We start from the raw sequence: 16,279 nt of genomic DNA, 5'->3' as shown, positions 1-16,279 counted from the left end.
CATCATGAGGCCATGCGATTCCCCCCACGAGCACCACGCATCGGAGTGGCGGCCGCCCTCCTGTCCGCCCTCCTCGTCGGCGGCACCGTCACGGCCACACCGGCGGCCGCGGCGGTCGGCAGCATCTGCTACAGCGACCTGCCGTCGCAGGCGCACACCACGCTCGACCTGATCGCGCGGGGCGGCCCCTACCCGTACGCGCAGGACGGCAGCGTCTTCCAGAACCGTGAGCGCGTCCTACCGTCGCGGTCCACCGGTTACTACCACGAGTACACGGTGAAGACCCCCGGCTCCTCCACCCGCGGCGCCCGCCGCATCGTCACCGGTCAGGCCCACGAGGAGGACTACTACACCGCCGACCACTACGCGTCCTTCGACCTGGTCGACCACGACTGCTGACCAGGCCGGCCAACACCCCGCGCGACCGTCCGTCCTTCCCCCACCGGACGGACGGTCGCGCGGTCACCGGTCAACGGGACCTCCGGCTCTCCGCCGCCGCGAACAGGGCGATCGCCAGGACGATCAGCGCGATGCTCACATAGATCTCGTAGCCTTCCAGGGCGCTCCACCGCTGCGTCACCCCCCACCTCAGCTTGCCGGTGAGTTCGTACACCAGACCGCCGGTGCCCTGCAGCAGGGCGATGAACCCGAGAAACTCCAACAGCTCCTTCATGTCCAGGATCCTCGCCCCGCGGTCCCCCCACGTTCATCGGCCGCGGGGCGAGGTCCGCGCGACGGGAGTACCGATCCTCGGCGCGACGCACAGCCGAAAGTCGACGGCGCCACGACTTCGGTCGTGATCACCGCCGTAGGGGAGGTGGCGGGACCCGGCTCCCCATAGATTTGTCGACCGTGAGCGGTGACAAGACGGTACCCGAGCCCCCGAACTTCCCGGGGCGGAACTGGCTGCTGCCGTCGGCCCTCCTCGACTCCGGCCCCGACACCGCGGACGGCCGACCCGGACGGCCGCCCAGACGCACCGCCCGCGACTGGGCCGTCGACTTCACCTGCTTCCTGCTGGCCGTGTTCCTCGGCCTCCTGGGCGCGGACACCGTCAGGAACGAACCCGACCTGCCGCCGGCCTTCGCCGCGTTCGACCAGGTGCTGGGCGCGCTCGCCTGCGCCGCCGTCTGGCTGCGCAGACGTTGGACGGTCGGCCTCGCCGTGGCGATGGTCCCCGTCTGCTTCGTGTCGAACACCGCGGGCGGCGCCGGTCTGATCGCCTTCTTCACCCTCACCGTGCACCGGCCCTTCCGGTACGTGGCCTGGATCGGCGGCGTGTCCCTGCTGCTGACCCCGCTCTTCTTCTGGCTGCGCCCCGACCCCGACGTCCCCTACCCCTGGGCGGTCCTCCTCGTCTTCGTCCTCACCGCCGCGATCGTCGGCTGGGGCATGTTCGTGCGCTCCAAGCGGCAGCTCATGCTGAGCTTCCGGGACCGCGCCCGACGTGCCGAGACCGAGGCGGCACTCCGGGCCGAACAGGCGCAACGGCTCGCCCGGGAGGCCATCGCGCGCGAGATGCACGACGTCCTGGCGCACCGCCTGACGCTGCTGAGCGTCCACGCGGGCGCGCTGGAGTTCCGGCCCGACGCGCCGCGGGCCGAGATCGTCCGCGCGGCGGGCGTCATCCGGGAGAGCGCCCACGAGGCGCTTCAGGACCTGCGGGAGATCATCGGGGTGCTCCGCGCGGGCGATGCCGACGACGCGGGCCGTCCCCAGCCGACCCTGGCCGCGCTCGACACCCTCGTCTCCGAGTGCCGTGAGGCCGGGATGAAGGTCGTCCTCGACCAGCACGTCACCGACCGCGCCGCCGTCCCCACCTCCGTCGGCCGCACCGCCTACCGCATCGCCCAGGAATGCCTGACCAACGCCCGCAAGCACGCCCCCGGCGCCGAGGTCACCGTCACCGTCACGGGCGCCCCGGGCGACGGACTCACCCTCTCCGTACGCAACTGCGCGCCCCCGGGGGAGGTCCCGCCGGTGCCCGGCTCCGGGCAGGGCCTCATCGGCCTCACCGAACGCGCCACGCTGGCCGGGGGCCGCCTGGACCACGGCCCCGAGGAGGACGGCGGCTTCGCGGTGCGCGCCAGCCTGCCCTGGGACTGACCCCGGGCACCACCCCGACCGGACACCACTATCGGGGTGCGCCGCACCATCTCCTGCCCCATGATGGCCAGTTGACCCGTACGACCGCCTCGGCACGTACGGCACACAGCACTGGAGCGTCCCGGGAACGGGACGGGAGGGGACAGCGGAGTGAGTTTCGGGGGACGGAATCCGTATCAGCCATCCTGGCCGCCACCGGACGACGGACCGTACCCACCGCATCCCCCTCACCTCCCGCATTTCCCACCGCATCCCCCCTACGGCCTGCCGCCCACCCTCGTGCGAAGGCTGCGCGAGGACGAATGGCCGCCGCTCAGGGAGTTCCTCAGCGGGCTCCGGCTGCACGGCTGCCTGTGGGTGCTGGCCGCGATGTGCGCGTGGCCGATGGTCGTCGGTCTGCTGGTGGGCTACCCGCTGGCCCGCTCGGCGCGCCGCCCCGCCCGGCGGATCTTCCCCTCCCGCTCCCGCCACCGCCCCCCGGACGACGACGTGACGCGGTTGCAGCGCAGACGCGCCTGGACGGCCACCCTCATGTCACTGCTGATCCTGGCGGTGTACGGGAAGCCCGAGGACGTCGACCAGGCCCAGCAGCAGTTCATGATGCGGCTGACCATCAGCCCCTGGCTGTTGCTCCTGAGCGCACCCGTGGTCGTCGCGGCCCTGTTCCGCTGGTCGTCGCCCGACGCGCGCCGGGCCATGCGCGCCCCGCTGCGCACCGCCGGGAGATCCGCCGTGTGGTACGTCGGCGCCTTCACGACGGTCCCGCTCCTCTGCGGGGCGATCTACTACACCCGCGTCCACCTGGCACCCGACATGAACCTGTGGTCGCCCCTCGCCCTCCTCGTCCCGCTGCTCTGGGTGCTGCTCTTCATCGTCTTCGCCACCGGGCCCGCCGTCCGCAGCGCCTTCAACACCGTCGATGTGCACCCCGCGCTCCCCGCGCTGCTCACCGGCGCCCTGGTCTGGGAGTTCTCCGCCATCAACCTGGCCGTCGGCGGACTGCCGCCGGGCCCGCCGCCGGTCCAGCTCGCCGCCCTCGTCGGCGGCCCGGCCTCGGTGACGGCCGTCGCGTGGTGGGAGATACGCCGGCTGCGCACCCGCCACGGCGTACGACTGCGCGCCTGACGGGCGGCCCTGACGGGCGGCCCCGGCCCGGGTCACGCCGTACGCGGTACCACGCGCTGCCCCACCGACCCGTACACCCACGCCGACGCCTCGTCGATGAAGTCGCCGGGGAAGCCCAGGCGGAAGTCGGTGGTCTCCTCCAGCCGGGCCAGGACCTCCTCCGGGAGGACCAGCCGGGCGGCGCCCAGGTTGTCCATCAGCTGTTCGACGCGGCGGGCGCCCAGGACGGGGTGCACGGCGGGGGAGTGGGCCATGGTCCAGGCGATGGCCACCTGGGCCGGGGTGGCGCCGAGTTCGTCCGCGGCGGACTGCACGGCCTCCGCCACCGCCCGCTCGCGCGCGCCGATCGCCTCGGCGGACAGCCGGGTCGCCGTGCCCGGCGCCACCCCGCCCGGACGGGTGTACTTGCCGGACAGCACGCCGTTCTGCAACGGGCTCCACGCCGCCACCGACATGCCGAACGCCTCCGCCATCGGCAGCAGCTCCCGCTCGATGTCCCGGTTGAGCAGGCTGTACGGCACCTGGAGCGCCGACAGCGGCGACCAACCCCGCCACTCGGCCAGCGTGTTGGCGCGCGCCACCACCCACGCCGGGGCGTCCGAGATGCCGACGTACAGCACCTTCCCGGACCGTACGGCGTCGTCGAGGGCGCGCATCGTCTCCTCGACGGGGGTGTTGCGGTCCCAGATGTGCACCCAGTAGAGGTCGATGTAGTCCGTCCCGAGGCGCCGCAGACTCGTCTCCAGGGACAGGGCGAGGTTCTTGCGGTGGTTGCCCGCGGCGTTGGGGTCGGCGCCGTCCCGGGACACGGTGTACTTGGTGGACAGCACGAACCGGTCGCGCCGCCCCTTGAGCAGCTCACCGACGATCCGCTCGCTCTCCCCGCCCCGGTAGTTGACCGCCGTGTCGATCACATTGCCGCCGGCCTCCGCGTACACGTCGAGGATCCGCGCGCACTCCTGCGGGGGCGCCCCCACCCCGCCCTGTTCCCCGAACGTCATGGCGCCCAGGAACAGCTCGGAGACCCGCAGCCCCGTCCGGCCCAGGAGTCGGTAACGCACCCAAAACCTCCGTCAGTTGAATGCCGTACCGGCCGACACTAACGGGTCGGGCCGAGGCGACGCGGCGGTCCGGGCGAAGCGCCCTACGGTGGTGCTCCATGACCGACATCCGAACGGTGGGCCGATGACCGCGATCCGACTGCTCCTCGTCGACGACGACCCCCTCGTGCGCAGAGGCCTCTCGCTCATGCTGGGCGGCGCCGAAGACATCGAGATCGTGGGCGAGGGCGCCGACGGCGACGAGGTGGAGGCCCTCGTCGACCGTACGCGCCCCGACGTCGTCCTCATGGACATCCGGATGCCGACCCTCGACGGTCTCTCGGCCGCCGAGCGGCTCCGCGCCCGCCCGGACGCGCCCGAGGTCGTCGTCCTCACCACCTTCCACGCCGACGACCAGGTCCTGCGTGCTCTGCGGGCCGGTGCGGCCGGCTTCGTCCTCAAGGACACCGCTCCGGCCGAGATCGCCGAGGCGGTACGGCGGGTCGCGGCCGGCGACCCCGTGCTCTCGCCCGCCGTCACCCGCCAGCTCATGGCACATGCCGCGGGCCCCGGCCCCGAGACCCGCCGCGCCACCGCCCGTTCGCGGGTCGCCGCCCTCAACGACCGCGAACGCGAGGTCGCCGTGGCTGTCGGCCGCGGCGCCTCCAACGCCGAGATCGCCGCCGAGCTCTTCATGAGCGTCGCCACGGTCAAGACCCATGTCTCCCGCGTCCTAGCCAAGCTCGGCCTCAACAACCGTGTGCAGATCGCCCTGTTGACCTACGACGCCGGGCTGCTGGAGGAGGACGGGCACCCCTGACGGACGGCGGGCACCCCTGACCCACGGCGGGCACTCCTGACCGAGGCGGGCACTCCTGAGCGACGGCGGGCGTTGGACGGGTGAAGGGGGAGCCATGGGGCATGAGCAGGTGATCGATCTCGGTGAGTACGGACCGGGGTTCACCGAGAACCCGCATCCCGTCTACGCCGAACTGCGGGCGCGCGGTCCCGTCCACCGGGTCCGGCTGCCCAAGCATGACGCGCACCACGAGGCCTGGCTCGTCGTCGGGTACGAGGAGGCGCGGGCGGCACTCGCCGACCCCCGGCTGTCGAAGGACGGCTCGACGATCGGGGTGACCTTCCTCGACGAGGAGCTGATCGGCAAGTACCTGCTGGTGGCCGACCCGCCCCAGCACACCCGGCTGCGCGGGCTGATCGCCCGGGAGTTCACCGGGCGCCGGGTCGAGCGCCTGCGGCCGAGGGTCCAGGAGATCACCGACGCGCTGCTGGACGAGATGCTGCCGCGCGGCCACGCCGACCTGGTCGAGTCCTTCGCGTACCCGCTGCCCCTCACCGTCATCTGCGAACTGCTCGGGGTGCCCGAGATCGACCGGGCGGCCTTCCGCAAGCTGTCGACGGAGGCGGTGGCACCCACCAGCGGGGAGAGCGAGTACGCGGCCTTCGTCCAACTCGCCGCCTACCTGGAGGAGTTGGTCGAGGCCAAGCGGTGCGCACCGCCGGCCGACGATCTGCTGAGCGCGCTGATCCGGACGACCGACGAGGACGGCGACCGTCTGTCACCCGCGGAGCTGCGCGGGATGGCCTTCATCCTGCTGATCGCCGGCCACGAGACCACCGTCAACCTGATCACCGGTGCCGTTCACGCCCTCCTGACGCATCCCGGGCAACTCGCCGAGGTACGGGGCGACATGAGCCTCGTGGACGCCGTCGTGGAGGAGACGCTGCGCCATGAGGGGCCGGTGGAGAACGCGACGTTCCGCTTCGTCGCCGAGTCGCTGGAGATAGGGGGCACGGTCATCCCGGCGGGGGACTCGGTGCTGATCGGGCTGGCCGCGGCCGATCGGGACGGCGCCCGTTACCCCGGCCCCGACCGCTTCGACATCCACCGCGACACGCGCGGTCATCTCGCCTTCGGCCATGGCATCCACTTCTGTCTCGGTGCGCCGCTCGCCCGGCTGGAGGCGCGGGTGGCTCTGCGCGCGCTGCTGGGGCGGTGTCCCGGGCTCGCGATGGACGGGGTGCCGGGGGAGTGGCTGCCGGGGATGTTGATACGGGGAGTTCGGAGCCTGCCGGTGCGCTGGTGAGGCGGGTTCCTCGCCCCCGCCGCCCCTACCCGTCCCTCCCCCACTCTCGGCTTCGCTCGAGCGGGAGGTGCCCCCACCCAGGGGCTGCGCCCCTTCGACCCCAAGCGTCCGTCCGGTGGGGGCTGGTCGCGCAGTTCCCCGCGCCCCTAAAAGCCCCAGGCCCTGCGGGCCTGAAAAGCACGGGGCGCAGCCCCTGTTTTTCAGGGGCGCGGGGAACTGCGCGACCAGCCCCCACCGGGCCGGCAGCCGCGATCACACGCGAACCTCCCAGAGACGTCGCGCTACTCCCGACCCCCAGGAATCTCCCCCAGGTTGACCGGCCGATGCTCCCGCCGGGACAGCTCGCACGCCTCCGCCACCCGCAGGGCCTGCAGGGCCTCACGGCCGTCGCACGGGTTCGCCCGCTCCCCGCGCACCACCTCCACGAACGCGCCGATCTCGGCTTCGTACGCGGCCGCGAACCGCTCCAGGAAACCGGTCCACGGCTTGTCCGCCGGCGGCGGCCCGCTCGGCTCGGCGGACGCGACCGGCGTACGGTCGTCCAGCCCGACCACCACCGTGTCCAGTTCCCCGGCCAGCTCCAGCCGTACGTCGTACCCGGCCCCGTTCACCCGCGCCGCTGTGGCCGAGACGAGCGTGCCGTCCTCCAGCGTGAGCACGGCCACCGCCGTGTCGAGATCGTGCGCCTCCCGGAACATCGGGTGCCCGACGTCCGACCCGGTCGCGTACACCGTGCCGACCTCGCGCCCCGTCACCCACCGCACGATGTCGAAGTCGTGGATCAGACAGTCCCGGTAGATCCCGCCGGAGACCGGCAGATACTCCGGGGGCGGCGGCGTCTGATCGGCAGTCAGCGCCCGTACGGTGTGCAGCCGTCCGAGCCGGCCCGCGCGCACCGCCTCCCGCGCCGTGACATAGCCCGAGTCGAAGCGCCGCTGGAAGCCCATCTGCAGCACCGTCCCCGCCGCGTCGACCTCGGTCAGCGCGCTTAAGGTGCCCGGCAGGTCGACGGCGATGGGTTTCTCACAGAAGACCGGCAGTCCCGAGCGTGCTGCCCGACCGATCAGTTCGCCGTGGGCCGACGTCGCGGCCGTTATCACCACGGCGTCCACGCCCCAGGTGAAGATCTCGTCCACGCCCGGCGCCGCCGTCTCGCCGAGGCGATCCGCGAGGTCATGGGCCCGAGCCCGGTCGACGTCAGTGATGATGAGGGAGCCGACATCACGGTGGCGGCTGAGGGTGGTCGCGTGAAACGTCCCGATGCGACCCGCCCCGATGAGTCCGATGCGCATGGGAAACAAAGTGGGGTCGTACCTGCCGCCGTGTCAATGGTTTGTCCGGACAACCGAACCACGCGGCTTCCCGTCACCCGGGACCGCGGTTACGCTCGGCCCGTGCCGAAACCAGAAGTGGATCCGACCGTGTCGCTCCAGCTCAGCGTCGACCGCAGCAGCCCGGTCCCGCTCTACTTCCAGCTGTCCCAGCAGCTGGAGGCCGCGATCGAGCACGGCGAGCTGACCCCGGGCAGTCTGCTGGGCAACGAGATCGAACTGGCCGCCCGCCTGGGCCTGTCCCGGCCGACAGTTCGCCAGGCCATCCAGTCCCTGGTCGACAAGGGACTGCTCGTACGCCGCCGCGGTGTGGGCACCCAGGTCGTGCACAGCCAGGTCAAACGCCCCCTGGAACTCAGCAGCCTCTACGACGACCTGGAGGCCGCCGGCCAGCGCCCGGCCACCCGCGTCCTGGTCAACACCACCGTCACCGCCTCCGCCGAGGTGGCCGCCGCCCTGGCCGTCGCCGAGGGCGGCGAAGTCCACCGCATCGAGCGACTCCGTCTGGCCCATGGCGAGCCCATGGCCTACCTGTGCAACTACCTTCCGCCCGACCTGCTCGACCTCGACTCGCCCCAGCTGGAGGCCACCGGTCTCTACCGCCTCATGCGGACCGCCGGCATCACTCTCCACAGCGCCCGCCAGACCATCGGCGCGAGAACGGCCACCCCGGAGGAGGCCGACCGCCTCGCCGAACCCGAGGGCGCCCCCCTGCTGACCATGCAGCGCACGACGTTCGACGACACGGGCAGAGCGGTCGAATACGGCACCCACATCTACCGCGCCTCCCGCTACTCGTTCGACTTCCAGCTGCTCGTGAGGGCGTAGGAGATCTCCGTGCCGCGCCCCTGGAAAGCGCGGGGCGCAGCCCCTGTTTTTCAGGGGCGCGGGGAACTGCGCGACCAGCCCCCACCGGCCCCGCACCCGAAAAACAACCCATGGCACCCCCCGCCCCCACGCCGCACCGAGCGGAGCGCTAAGGCAGAATCGGCCCGATGAGCACTTACCGCGACTTCACCCACCGCGGCTCCGCGCGGGCCACCGTCCTGCGGACCGTGGGAACGCGCGAGCGCCGCTCCCACCTGACGGCCCCGCGCGTCCCCACCGTCGGCATCGACATCGGCGGCACGAAGGTGATGGCGGGCGTCGTGGACGCCGACGGCAACATCCTGGAGAAGCTCCGCACGGAGACCCCGGACAAGTCGAAGAGCCCCCAGGTCGTCGAGGACACCATCACGGAACTGGTCCTGGACCTCTCCGACCGGCACGATGTGCACGCCGTCGGCATCGGCGCCGCCGGCTGGGTGGACGCGGACCGCAACCGCGTGCTGTTCGCCCCCCACCTGTCCTGGCGCAACGAGCCGCTGCGCGACCGCCTCGCCGGCCGGCTCGCGGTGCCCGTCCTGGTCGACAACGACGCCAACGCCGCCGCCTGGGCCGAGTGGCGGTTCGGTGCCGGCCGCGACGAGGACCACCTGGTCATGATCACGCTCGGCACCGGCATCGGCGGCGCGATCCTGGAGGACGGCCAGGTCAAGCGCGGCAAGTTCGGCGTCGCGGGTGAGTTCGGCCATATGCAGGTCGTGCCCGGCGGCCACCGCTGCCCGTGCGGCAACCGGGGCTGCTGGGAGCAGTACAGCTCGGGGAACGCCCTGGTCAGAGAGGCTCGCGAACTCGCGGCGGCCGACTCCCCGGTGGCGTACGGGATCATCGAGCACGTCAAGGGGAACATCGGCGACATCACCGGGCCGATGATCACCGAGCTGGCCCGCGAGGGCGACGCGATGTGCATCGAGCTGCTCCAGGACATCGGCCAGTGGCTCGGCGTCGGCATCGCCAACCTGGCCGCCGCCCTCGACCCGTCCTGCTTCGTCATCGGCGGCGGTGTCTCGGCCGCCGACGACCTGCTGATCGGCCCCGCCCGGGACGCCTTCCGCCGCCATCTCACCGGCCGCGGCTACCGCCCCGAGGCCCGGATCGCCCGCGCCCAGCTCGGGCCCGAGGCCGGCATGGTGGGCGCCGCCGACCTCGCCAGACTCGTCGCCCGCCGCTTCCGCCGCGCCAACCGGCGCCGGGTGGAACGGTACGAGCGTTACGCGCGGTACGTGGAGGCCCGCCGCACGACCCAGGACACCGCATGACCGCCGTGGTGCCCCACCAGGGCTCCTCCCCCGAGGAACCGGAGCGGCCGGCCGAGGACCGCCGTCACGTGATCCGCCGCCGGGCGATCACCCTGGCGATCATCGTGCTGCTCATCGGCGTACCGGCCGGCTATCTGGTGATCTCCGCCAACCAGAGCCGCGACAGCGGCAAGGACAAGGAGAAGAAGTACTCGGCGACCGGCCTCACCGCCCACTGGCCCTCCCGGATCCAGCAGCGCCTCTTTCAGGTGCCGATCCCGCCGTACTCCAAGCACGTCGCGTACTACGAGACGAACAACTGGCGGACCAGCCGTCTCTACGTGCAGTTCTACACGAGCAACGAGGGCCTGGAGAGCTTCCTCGACCAGATCGGCGTCGGCACCGGCGACCTGGTCGAGGACAAGGCGGCGATCAACGCCCGTGACCGGGGCATCGTCGGCTGGGACTTCACCGGGACCGGCCCCTGGTACGGCCTCGTCAACGTCCAGAAGAACCCCGCGCCCACCCACAACATCGTCGTGAACCGGTCCAACCCGGACCATCCGATGGTGTACGTGGTGTCCCGAACCGTCCCCTGACCTGACCTGCCCGGACACGGTCGCGGCCGGGCCTTCGCCCGCTCGTCGCGGCCGATTGTCAGACCCCGCCCGTAGAGTCGGAGACAGCTGATCGAGTCGCATCGTCGAGCCGCGTGGCCGAGCCACGTGGTCCAGTCGCACGGCCGAGTCGAGAGCGGCTGACGGGAGCCGGACCGGAGAAGGCTCATCCGACGAGGGGCGGGAGGTGACCGGAGATATGCGGGACATGGCTGTTCCCGAGGCCGACACGGCCGTACCCGCGGGGACGTCCGTCCCCGCCGTGGCCGAGCGGACTTCCGTCCCCGTCCGGCTGGCCGCCGTCTTCCTCCCGGCCCCGCTGCCCCGGCACAGCAGGTTCGCCTTCTGGGACCCGGCGGGCGCGGAGCCGCCCCCGGGCGCCGCCGAGGACCTCACCGTCGTACGACCTCACGGCTCCGGCGCCCGCCGGGGCACCGTCCCCGCACTGTGCCTGCCGGTCGGCGAGGCCCTTCCCCTGCTCACCCGAGCCCGCCGCGACCCCGCCGCCCACCCCGCCACGGCCTGCTGGGGCGCGGCCGCGCTGCACGCGTTGCGGCTGGTCGCGCGGGGGAGGCTGCTGCCCGGGCTGACCGCCGACGGATACGACGCCTGGCGGGCGGGACCGCTGGACCCGGACGACATCGCCCACCTCAGAGCCGTCGCCGCGGCCCTGCCGTACGAGGGCCACGCCGTCCCGCTGCCCGGCAAGGGGCCGCTCCGGCTGCCCGAGCCGGAGGCACTGATGCGGTCCTTCCTGGACGCGGTCGCCGACACCCTCCCACGCGGCCCGGCGGCGCCCTACGTCTCCGGGAAACCCTTCGCCGCGTACGCCGGACAGCGCCTGCCGCACGCGCGCGACTGGGCGGCCGAAGTCGCCGCGGGCATGGACGCGGGCGTACGGATCTCCCTGCGCCTGGACCTGTCGGCGTACGACCTCTTCGACGACGTCGAGCGGGCCCCGCGCGCGGGCGCCGCCGTCGTCCAGGTGCACAGCCTCGCCGACCCCACCCTCGTCGTCGACGCGGCGGCGCTCTGGGCGGGCGACGCGGACGCGGCGTTCGGGCCCCGCGCGCGCGTGGACGCCGCCCTCGCCGTACGCCGCGCGGCCCGGGTCTGGCCGCCCCTGGACCGCCTCTGCGAACAGGACGTCCCCGATGTCCTCGCCCTCTCCGAGGACGAACTGTCCGACCTGCTCGGGGTCGCCGCGACCCGGCTCGGCGCGGCCGGTGTCGAGGTGCACTGGCCCCGGGACCTGGCCCACGACCTCAGCGCCCGCGCCGAGGTACGCCCCGCGCCCGGCTCCGCCACGGACGGCACCGGCTTCTTCGAGAGCGAGGAACTGCTGCGGTTCCGCTGGCAGCTGGCGATCGGCGGCGACCCGCTCACCGAGACCGAGATGGACACCCTCGCCGAGGCACACCGCCCGATCGTCCGCCTCCGCGACCAGTGGGTCCTCGTCGACCCGGCCCTCGTGCGCAAGGCCCGCAAGCGCGAACTGGGCCTGCTCGACCCGGTGGACGCCCTGTCCGTGGCCCTCACCGGCCAGGCGGAGGTCGACGGCGAGACGGTGGAGGCGGTACCGGTCGGGGCACTGGCGTCCCTCCGCGACCGCCTGACGGCCGGCCTCGGCCCGGTCGAACCACCGGCGGGCCTCGCGGCCACCCTCCGCGACTACCAACTCCGGGGCCTGGCCTGGCTGGACCTCATGACCTCTCTCGGCCTCGGCGGCTGCCTCGCCGACGACATGGGTCTCGGCAAGACGATCACGGTCATCGCGCTGCATCTGCGCCGGGCCCGCCCCGAGCCCACGCTGGTCGTCTGCCCCGCCTCCCTGCTGGGCAACTGGCAGCGGGAGATCACCCGCTTCGCCCCCGGTGTCCCCGTGCGCCGGTACCACGGCACCGACCGTTCCCTGGACGACCTCGACGGCGGTTTCGTCCTCACCACCTACGGCACCATGCGCTCGGCCGCCCCGCACCTGGCCGACCAGCACTGGGGCATGGTCGTCGCCGACGAGGCCCAGCACGTCAAGAACCCCTACTCGGCGACGGCGAAGGCCCTGCGCACGATCCAGACGCCCGCGCGTGTGGCCCTCACCGGCACGCCGGTCGAGAACAACCTCTCCGAACTGTGGGCCCTCCTGGACTGGACGACCCCGGGGCTCCTCGGCCCGCTGAAGTCCTTCCGGGCCCGGCACGCCCGCGCCGTGGAGAACGGCGAGGACCAGGAGGCGGTCACCCGCCTCGCCCGTCTGGTCCGCCCGTTCCTCCTGCGCCGCAAGAAGTCGGACCCCGGCATCGTGCCCGAACTCCCGCCCAAGACCGAGACGGACCACCCCGTCCCCCTCACCCGCGAACAGGCCGCCCTGTACGAGGCCGTCGTCCGCGAGTCGATGCTGGCCATCGAGACCGCGGAGGGCATCGCCCGCCGGGGTCTCGTTCTGAAGCTGCTCGGCGCCCTCAAACAGATCTGCGATCACCCCGCGTTGTATCTGAAGGAGGAGGCGGGAGCCGCCGCCGGAGACCGCCTGGCCGCCCGCTCCGGCAAACTCGCCCTGCTGGACGAGCTGTTGGACACGGTGCTCGCCGAGGACGGCTCGGCGCTGGTCTTCACCCAGTACGTCGGCATGGCCCGGCTGATCACCGCCCACCTCGCCGCCCGCGCGGTCCCCGTCGAACTGCTCCACGGCGGTACACCGGTCAGGGAGCGCGAGCACATGGTGGACCGCTTCCAGAGCGGAGCGACACCGGTCCTCGTCCTGTCGCTGAAGGCGGCGGGCACCGGCCTCAACCTCACCCGCGCGGGCCATGTCGTGCACTTCGACCGCTGGTGGAACCCGGCCGTCGAGGAACAGGCGACCGACCGCGCCTACCGCATCGGCCAGACCCAGCCCGTCCAGGTCCACCGTCTGATCACCGAGGGCACGATCGAGGACCGCATCGCCGAGATGCTGGAGTCCAAGCGCGCCCTCTCCGACGCCGTCCTCGGCTCCGGTGAGGCGGCCCTCACGGAACTGACCGACCGAGAACTGACCGACCTGGTGTCGCTGCGGAGGTCGTCGTGAGCGGGGGTACGGGGACGCCGGGCGGGGTGCCCGGCCGGGCCGGGGCGAGCGCGCGGAGCGGGGAAGAGGGCCGGGGAGCCGAGGTGGAGGGGACTCCTCCGGCGGAGACGGACGATGCGCCGCTGTCCGACGCGGCAGAGATGGGAGAGCCTGCGGAGGTGGGAGAGCCGGCAGGTTCGGGCGGGCCTGATTCCGGTGCCGGGCCCCGCCCTGCCGACGCGGCTCGTCGGGCGCTGCGGGCGGCACGGGGACGGGACGGGCAGGGAGCTGAGCCCGGCGACGGCCAGGGCTCGGCGGCCGCGCCCGGTACCGGCGTGGCCGGGCCGAACAGCGCGGCGGACGTCCGGACGGCGGCGAGGCCCGGCGCCCGGCCCGGAGACGTGGCACGAGAGGCCCTGCGCAGGGCGCGGTCGGCGGATGTGGAGGGGCCGACGGAGGAGTGGGGTGTGGCCGCGCTGAGCGGAGCGAGTGCCTCCGGCGCGCGGACGGCGGAGGACGCCTCGGCGCAGGCGAGCCCGTCGGACGCACCCACGCCCACCACCGGTGAGGGCGAGGACGGTCCGTCCGGCGCAGTCCCCGGCTCAGCAAGTGCCACTGGCTCACAGCCCGGTTCGCCGGAGAGGCCGAGCGCCGTCCCCGGCGAGCCAAGTGCCTTCGACGCTCACTCCGATGACGGTGCGGCCGTGCGGGCCGGCGAAGGCGATGCGGCCGGCGCCGGGCGGGGTGACGCGGGCAGGGCCGGTCGGCGGCCCGGTGACGTCGCCCGGGAGGCTTTGCGGGCGGCGCGTGATGCTGAGCGGGCCCGGGTCGAGGCGGAGGGCGTCCGGGCCGGGGCCGCGGGCCAGGGTGGCCGGGCCGCGCGGCGGGGCGGGTCGTCGTCGGCCCGGTCGCGGGCGGACCGGGGGGCGTCGCCGAGCCCCGACAGTGGTGGGATCGGTGACGGGGGCGGCGAGGCAGCGGGACGCGGGGCTCCGTGGGACACCCCGCGTGGCCGGGCACCCGGAGGGGTCCACGAGGAGCGCCGCTCGGGAGGCACCCCCGCAGGCCGAACCCTGCGCGACCGTACGCGCGACCTGCGCGAACTGCTCGCCGGTGCCTTCGAGTTGCCGGCCGAGGAGACCGACCCCGGTGAGACCTCGGCCGTGGAGCCGTACACCGGCAACGGCACTGGCACCGGCGCTGACAACGACATCGACACCAACATCGGGTGGGACCGTGCGGCCGACGAGCCGGTGCCGCCGCACGAGCGCGCACCTGTCGACCGCGCGTCGCGCGCCCCCGCCGCTCCCGGCCCTGGCCCGAGTTCCGGACCCGACCTGCTCGGCACCCCGCCCCCGGACCCCGCCCTCCCCGCGGCCCACGTCCCGGACGCCCCCACCACCCCCCGCGTTCCCCGCACGATGGCCGCGCCCTCACGGGACGGTGAACTGCGGCGCACCTTCCGCCCGTTCCCGCCCCGTCCCTCCGCCGGGGAGGCGTTCGCGGAGAGCTGGTGGGGCAACGCGTGGGTGACGGCGCTGGAAGAGGGCGCGCTGGACACGGCACGGCTGGCGCGCGGCCGGGTGTACGCCGACAAGGGGAACGTCGACGCGATCACCGTCACGCCGGGGCTGGTGCTGGCGTATGTGCACGGCAGCAGACCCCGGCCGTACCGGGTGCAGCTCCGGCTGCGGACGCTGGACGACGCCGAATGGGACCGCTTCCTGGACGCGGCGGCGGAACAGCCGGGCCACATCGCCGCGTTGCTGGACAAGGAACTGCCCCACGCCCTGGCCGGGCCCGGGGCCCGGCCAGGAGGCGGATCCGGAGGCCGGGGCGTGCGCCTGCTGCCGGGCGCGGGCGAGCTCGAACCCCGGTGCAGCTGCCCCGACTTCGGGCACCCCTGCAAGCACGCGGCGGCGCTCTGCTACCAGACGGCGCGGCTGTTGGACGAGGACCCCTTCGTGCTGTTGCTGCTGCGCGGCCGGGGCGAGCAGGAGTTGATCGACGCGCTGTCACGGCGCAACGCGGCCCGCGCGGCGCGCGCCGCGCAGGAGCAGGAGCCCGCGCCGCTGCCGGGCGTACGGGCCCGTGACGCCCTGGCCCCGCGCGCCCTCCCGCCGTTGCCCGCCCCGGCGCCCCCACTGCCGCACCCGGAACAACCGCCGGTCTACCCGGGCGCGCCCGGCGGCCCCGACCCGTTCGCGCTGGACCAGCTGGCCACCGACGCGGCGGCCCGCGCGCACGCCTTGCTCACCACGGGTCGGGACCCGGTGGCCGAACTGACGCTCTGGCAGGACGCGGTGCGGCTCGCCGCCGCCCGCCCCGGCTCCGGTCTCACCGCCACCACCCGCGCCCTCTACTCCTCGCTGGTCGCCGCCACCGGTCGTACCCCGGCCGACCTGGCCCGCGCGGTCGCCGCCTGGCGCCAGGGCGGTCTCGAAGGGCTGGCCGTGCTGGAGCAGCCCTGGGACCCGCCGGCCGGCCGCTTCGACCGCGCCCGCCCCCTGCTGCTCGCCGCCGACTTCCCGGCCTTCCGCCCCTGGCGCAACCACCTCACCCACCCCCACGGCCACATGCAACTGCGCCTCGGCCAGGACGGCCTGTGGTACGCGTACGAGTCCGAACCGGGCCACGACGACTGGTGGCCGAGAGGCACTCCGGACCTCGACCCGGTGGGCGCCCTGACCGTCCTGGGACCGGCCGACGACGACTGACCACACCCCGCTACCGGAAGCCCCGCCGACCTCCGGCAGTCACCGACGCGGCCGTGCCCCGTGCCTCGCCCGCCC

The 16,279-nt window shown here is 73.6% G+C and carries 13 protein-coding genes; 10 read left to right on the top strand and 3 right to left on the bottom strand.

The window, feature by feature from the left end; translation table 11 throughout:
- The first annotated feature begins 12 nt into the window (after window positions 1-12).
- A complete protein-coding gene (locus P8T65_RS08970; RefSeq protein WP_184901117.1) occupies window positions 13-399 on the top strand; it encodes a ribonuclease domain-containing protein in 387 nt (128 codons plus the stop codon).
- 70 nt (window positions 400-469) lie between these two features.
- Here the strand turns inward: P8T65_RS08970 and P8T65_RS08965 are convergent, their stop codons facing one another.
- Window positions 470-673, bottom strand: a complete 204-nt coding sequence (locus P8T65_RS08965) for a hypothetical protein (RefSeq protein ID WP_316724851.1) — start codon at window positions 671-673, stop codon at window positions 470-472.
- A gap of 170 nt (window positions 674-843) precedes the next feature.
- On the opposite strand from P8T65_RS08965, the gene P8T65_RS08960 reads away from it, so the two are divergent.
- The gene (locus P8T65_RS08960) at window positions 844-2,106 is read left to right on the top strand and encodes a histidine kinase (protein WP_316724850.1); all 1,263 of its coding nucleotides are present in this window, start codon (window positions 844-846) and stop codon (window positions 2,104-2,106) included.
- A gap of 279 nt (window positions 2,107-2,385) precedes the next feature.
- On the top strand, window positions 2,386-3,231 hold the full coding sequence (locus P8T65_RS08955) for a hypothetical protein (protein WP_316724849.1): 846 nt from the start codon (window positions 2,386-2,388) through the stop codon (window positions 3,229-3,231).
- Window positions 3,232-3,263: 32 nt separating this feature from the next.
- Here P8T65_RS08955 and P8T65_RS08950 read toward each other — a convergent pair whose 3' ends face one another.
- Window positions 3,264-4,292 (bottom strand): aldo/keto reductase, encoded by a 1,029-nt coding sequence (locus P8T65_RS08950; protein WP_230213547.1) that lies wholly within the window; start codon window positions 4,290-4,292, stop codon window positions 3,264-3,266.
- Between the two features lie 124 nt (window positions 4,293-4,416).
- Between P8T65_RS08950 and P8T65_RS08945 the strand changes: the two genes are divergently transcribed.
- A complete protein-coding gene (locus P8T65_RS08945; protein WP_316724847.1) occupies window positions 4,417-5,091 on the top strand; it encodes a response regulator transcription factor in 675 nt (224 codons plus the stop codon).
- Window positions 5,092-5,185: 94 nt separating this feature from the next.
- Window positions 5,186-6,376, top strand: a complete 1,191-nt coding sequence (locus P8T65_RS08940; protein WP_316724846.1) for a cytochrome P450 — start codon at window positions 5,186-5,188, stop codon at window positions 6,374-6,376.
- Window positions 6,377-6,657: 281 nt separating this feature from the next.
- Here the strand turns inward: P8T65_RS08940 and P8T65_RS08935 are convergent, their stop codons facing one another.
- Window positions 6,658-7,668, bottom strand: coding sequence for a Gfo/Idh/MocA family oxidoreductase (locus P8T65_RS08935; protein WP_316724845.1), 1,011 nt, complete (start codon window positions 7,666-7,668; stop codon window positions 6,658-6,660).
- 129 nt (window positions 7,669-7,797) lie between these two features.
- Between P8T65_RS08935 and P8T65_RS08930 the strand changes: the two genes are divergently transcribed.
- The 5 genes from P8T65_RS08930 (at window position 7,798) to P8T65_RS08910 (ending at window position 16,204) form a co-directional block, all read left to right on the top strand.
- A complete protein-coding gene (locus P8T65_RS08930; protein ID WP_184903873.1) occupies window positions 7,798-8,535 on the top strand; it encodes a GntR family transcriptional regulator in 738 nt (245 codons plus the stop codon).
- A 167-nt stretch (window positions 8,536-8,702) separates the two neighbouring features.
- Complete coding sequence (locus P8T65_RS08925) at window positions 8,703-9,848, top strand: ROK family glucokinase (protein WP_012999673.1); 1,146 nt, start codon at window positions 8,703-8,705, stop codon at window positions 9,846-9,848.
- The gene (locus P8T65_RS08920) at window positions 9,845-10,426 is read left to right on the top strand and encodes a sugar kinase (protein ID WP_316724843.1); all 582 of its coding nucleotides are present in this window, start codon (window positions 9,845-9,847) and stop codon (window positions 10,424-10,426) included. The genes P8T65_RS08925 and P8T65_RS08920 overlap by 4 nt, the downstream gene beginning before the upstream one ends.
- Before the next feature lie 217 nt (window positions 10,427-10,643).
- Entirely contained in the window at window positions 10,644-13,508 is a 2,865-nt protein-coding gene (locus P8T65_RS08915) for a DEAD/DEAH box helicase (protein WP_316731526.1), read from the top strand.
- Window positions 13,505-16,204: an SWIM zinc finger family protein gene (locus tag P8T65_RS08910; RefSeq protein ID WP_316724842.1), complete on the top strand. Its 2,700-nt coding sequence runs from the start codon at window positions 13,505-13,507 to the stop codon at window positions 16,202-16,204. Before P8T65_RS08915 ends, P8T65_RS08910 begins: the two co-directional genes overlap by 4 nt.
- Window positions 16,205-16,279 lie beyond the last annotated feature (75 nt).

The organism is Streptomyces sp. 11x1 (assembly GCF_032598905.1).
Lineage (GTDB): Bacteria > Actinomycetota > Actinomycetes > Streptomycetales > Streptomycetaceae > Streptomyces.
This window is presented reverse-complemented; position numbering and strand designations above follow the sequence as displayed.

Coding starts and splice junctions, on each gene's coding strand:
- P8T65_RS08970 (WP_184901117.1), top strand. CDS start 13: ATGCGATTCCCCCCACGAGCACCACGCATCGGAGTGGCGGCCGCCCTC.
- P8T65_RS08965 (WP_316724851.1), bottom strand. CDS start 673: ATGAAGGAGCTGTTGGAGTTTCTCGGGTTCATCGCCCTGCTGCAGGGC.
- P8T65_RS08945 (WP_316724847.1), top strand. CDS start 4,417: ATGACCGCGATCCGACTGCTCCTCGTCGACGACGACCCCCTCGTGCGC.
- P8T65_RS08940 (WP_316724846.1), top strand. CDS start 5,186: ATGGGGCATGAGCAGGTGATCGATCTCGGTGAGTACGGACCGGGGTTC.
- P8T65_RS08935 (WP_316724845.1), bottom strand. CDS start 7,668: ATGCGCATCGGACTCATCGGGGCGGGTCGCATCGGGACGTTTCACGCG.
- P8T65_RS08925 (WP_012999673.1), top strand. CDS start 8,703: ATGAGCACTTACCGCGACTTCACCCACCGCGGCTCCGCGCGGGCCACC.
- P8T65_RS08920 (WP_316724843.1), top strand. CDS start 9,845: ATGACCGCCGTGGTGCCCCACCAGGGCTCCTCCCCCGAGGAACCGGAG.
- P8T65_RS08915 (WP_316731526.1), top strand. CDS start 10,644: ATGCGGGACATGGCTGTTCCCGAGGCCGACACGGCCGTACCCGCGGGG.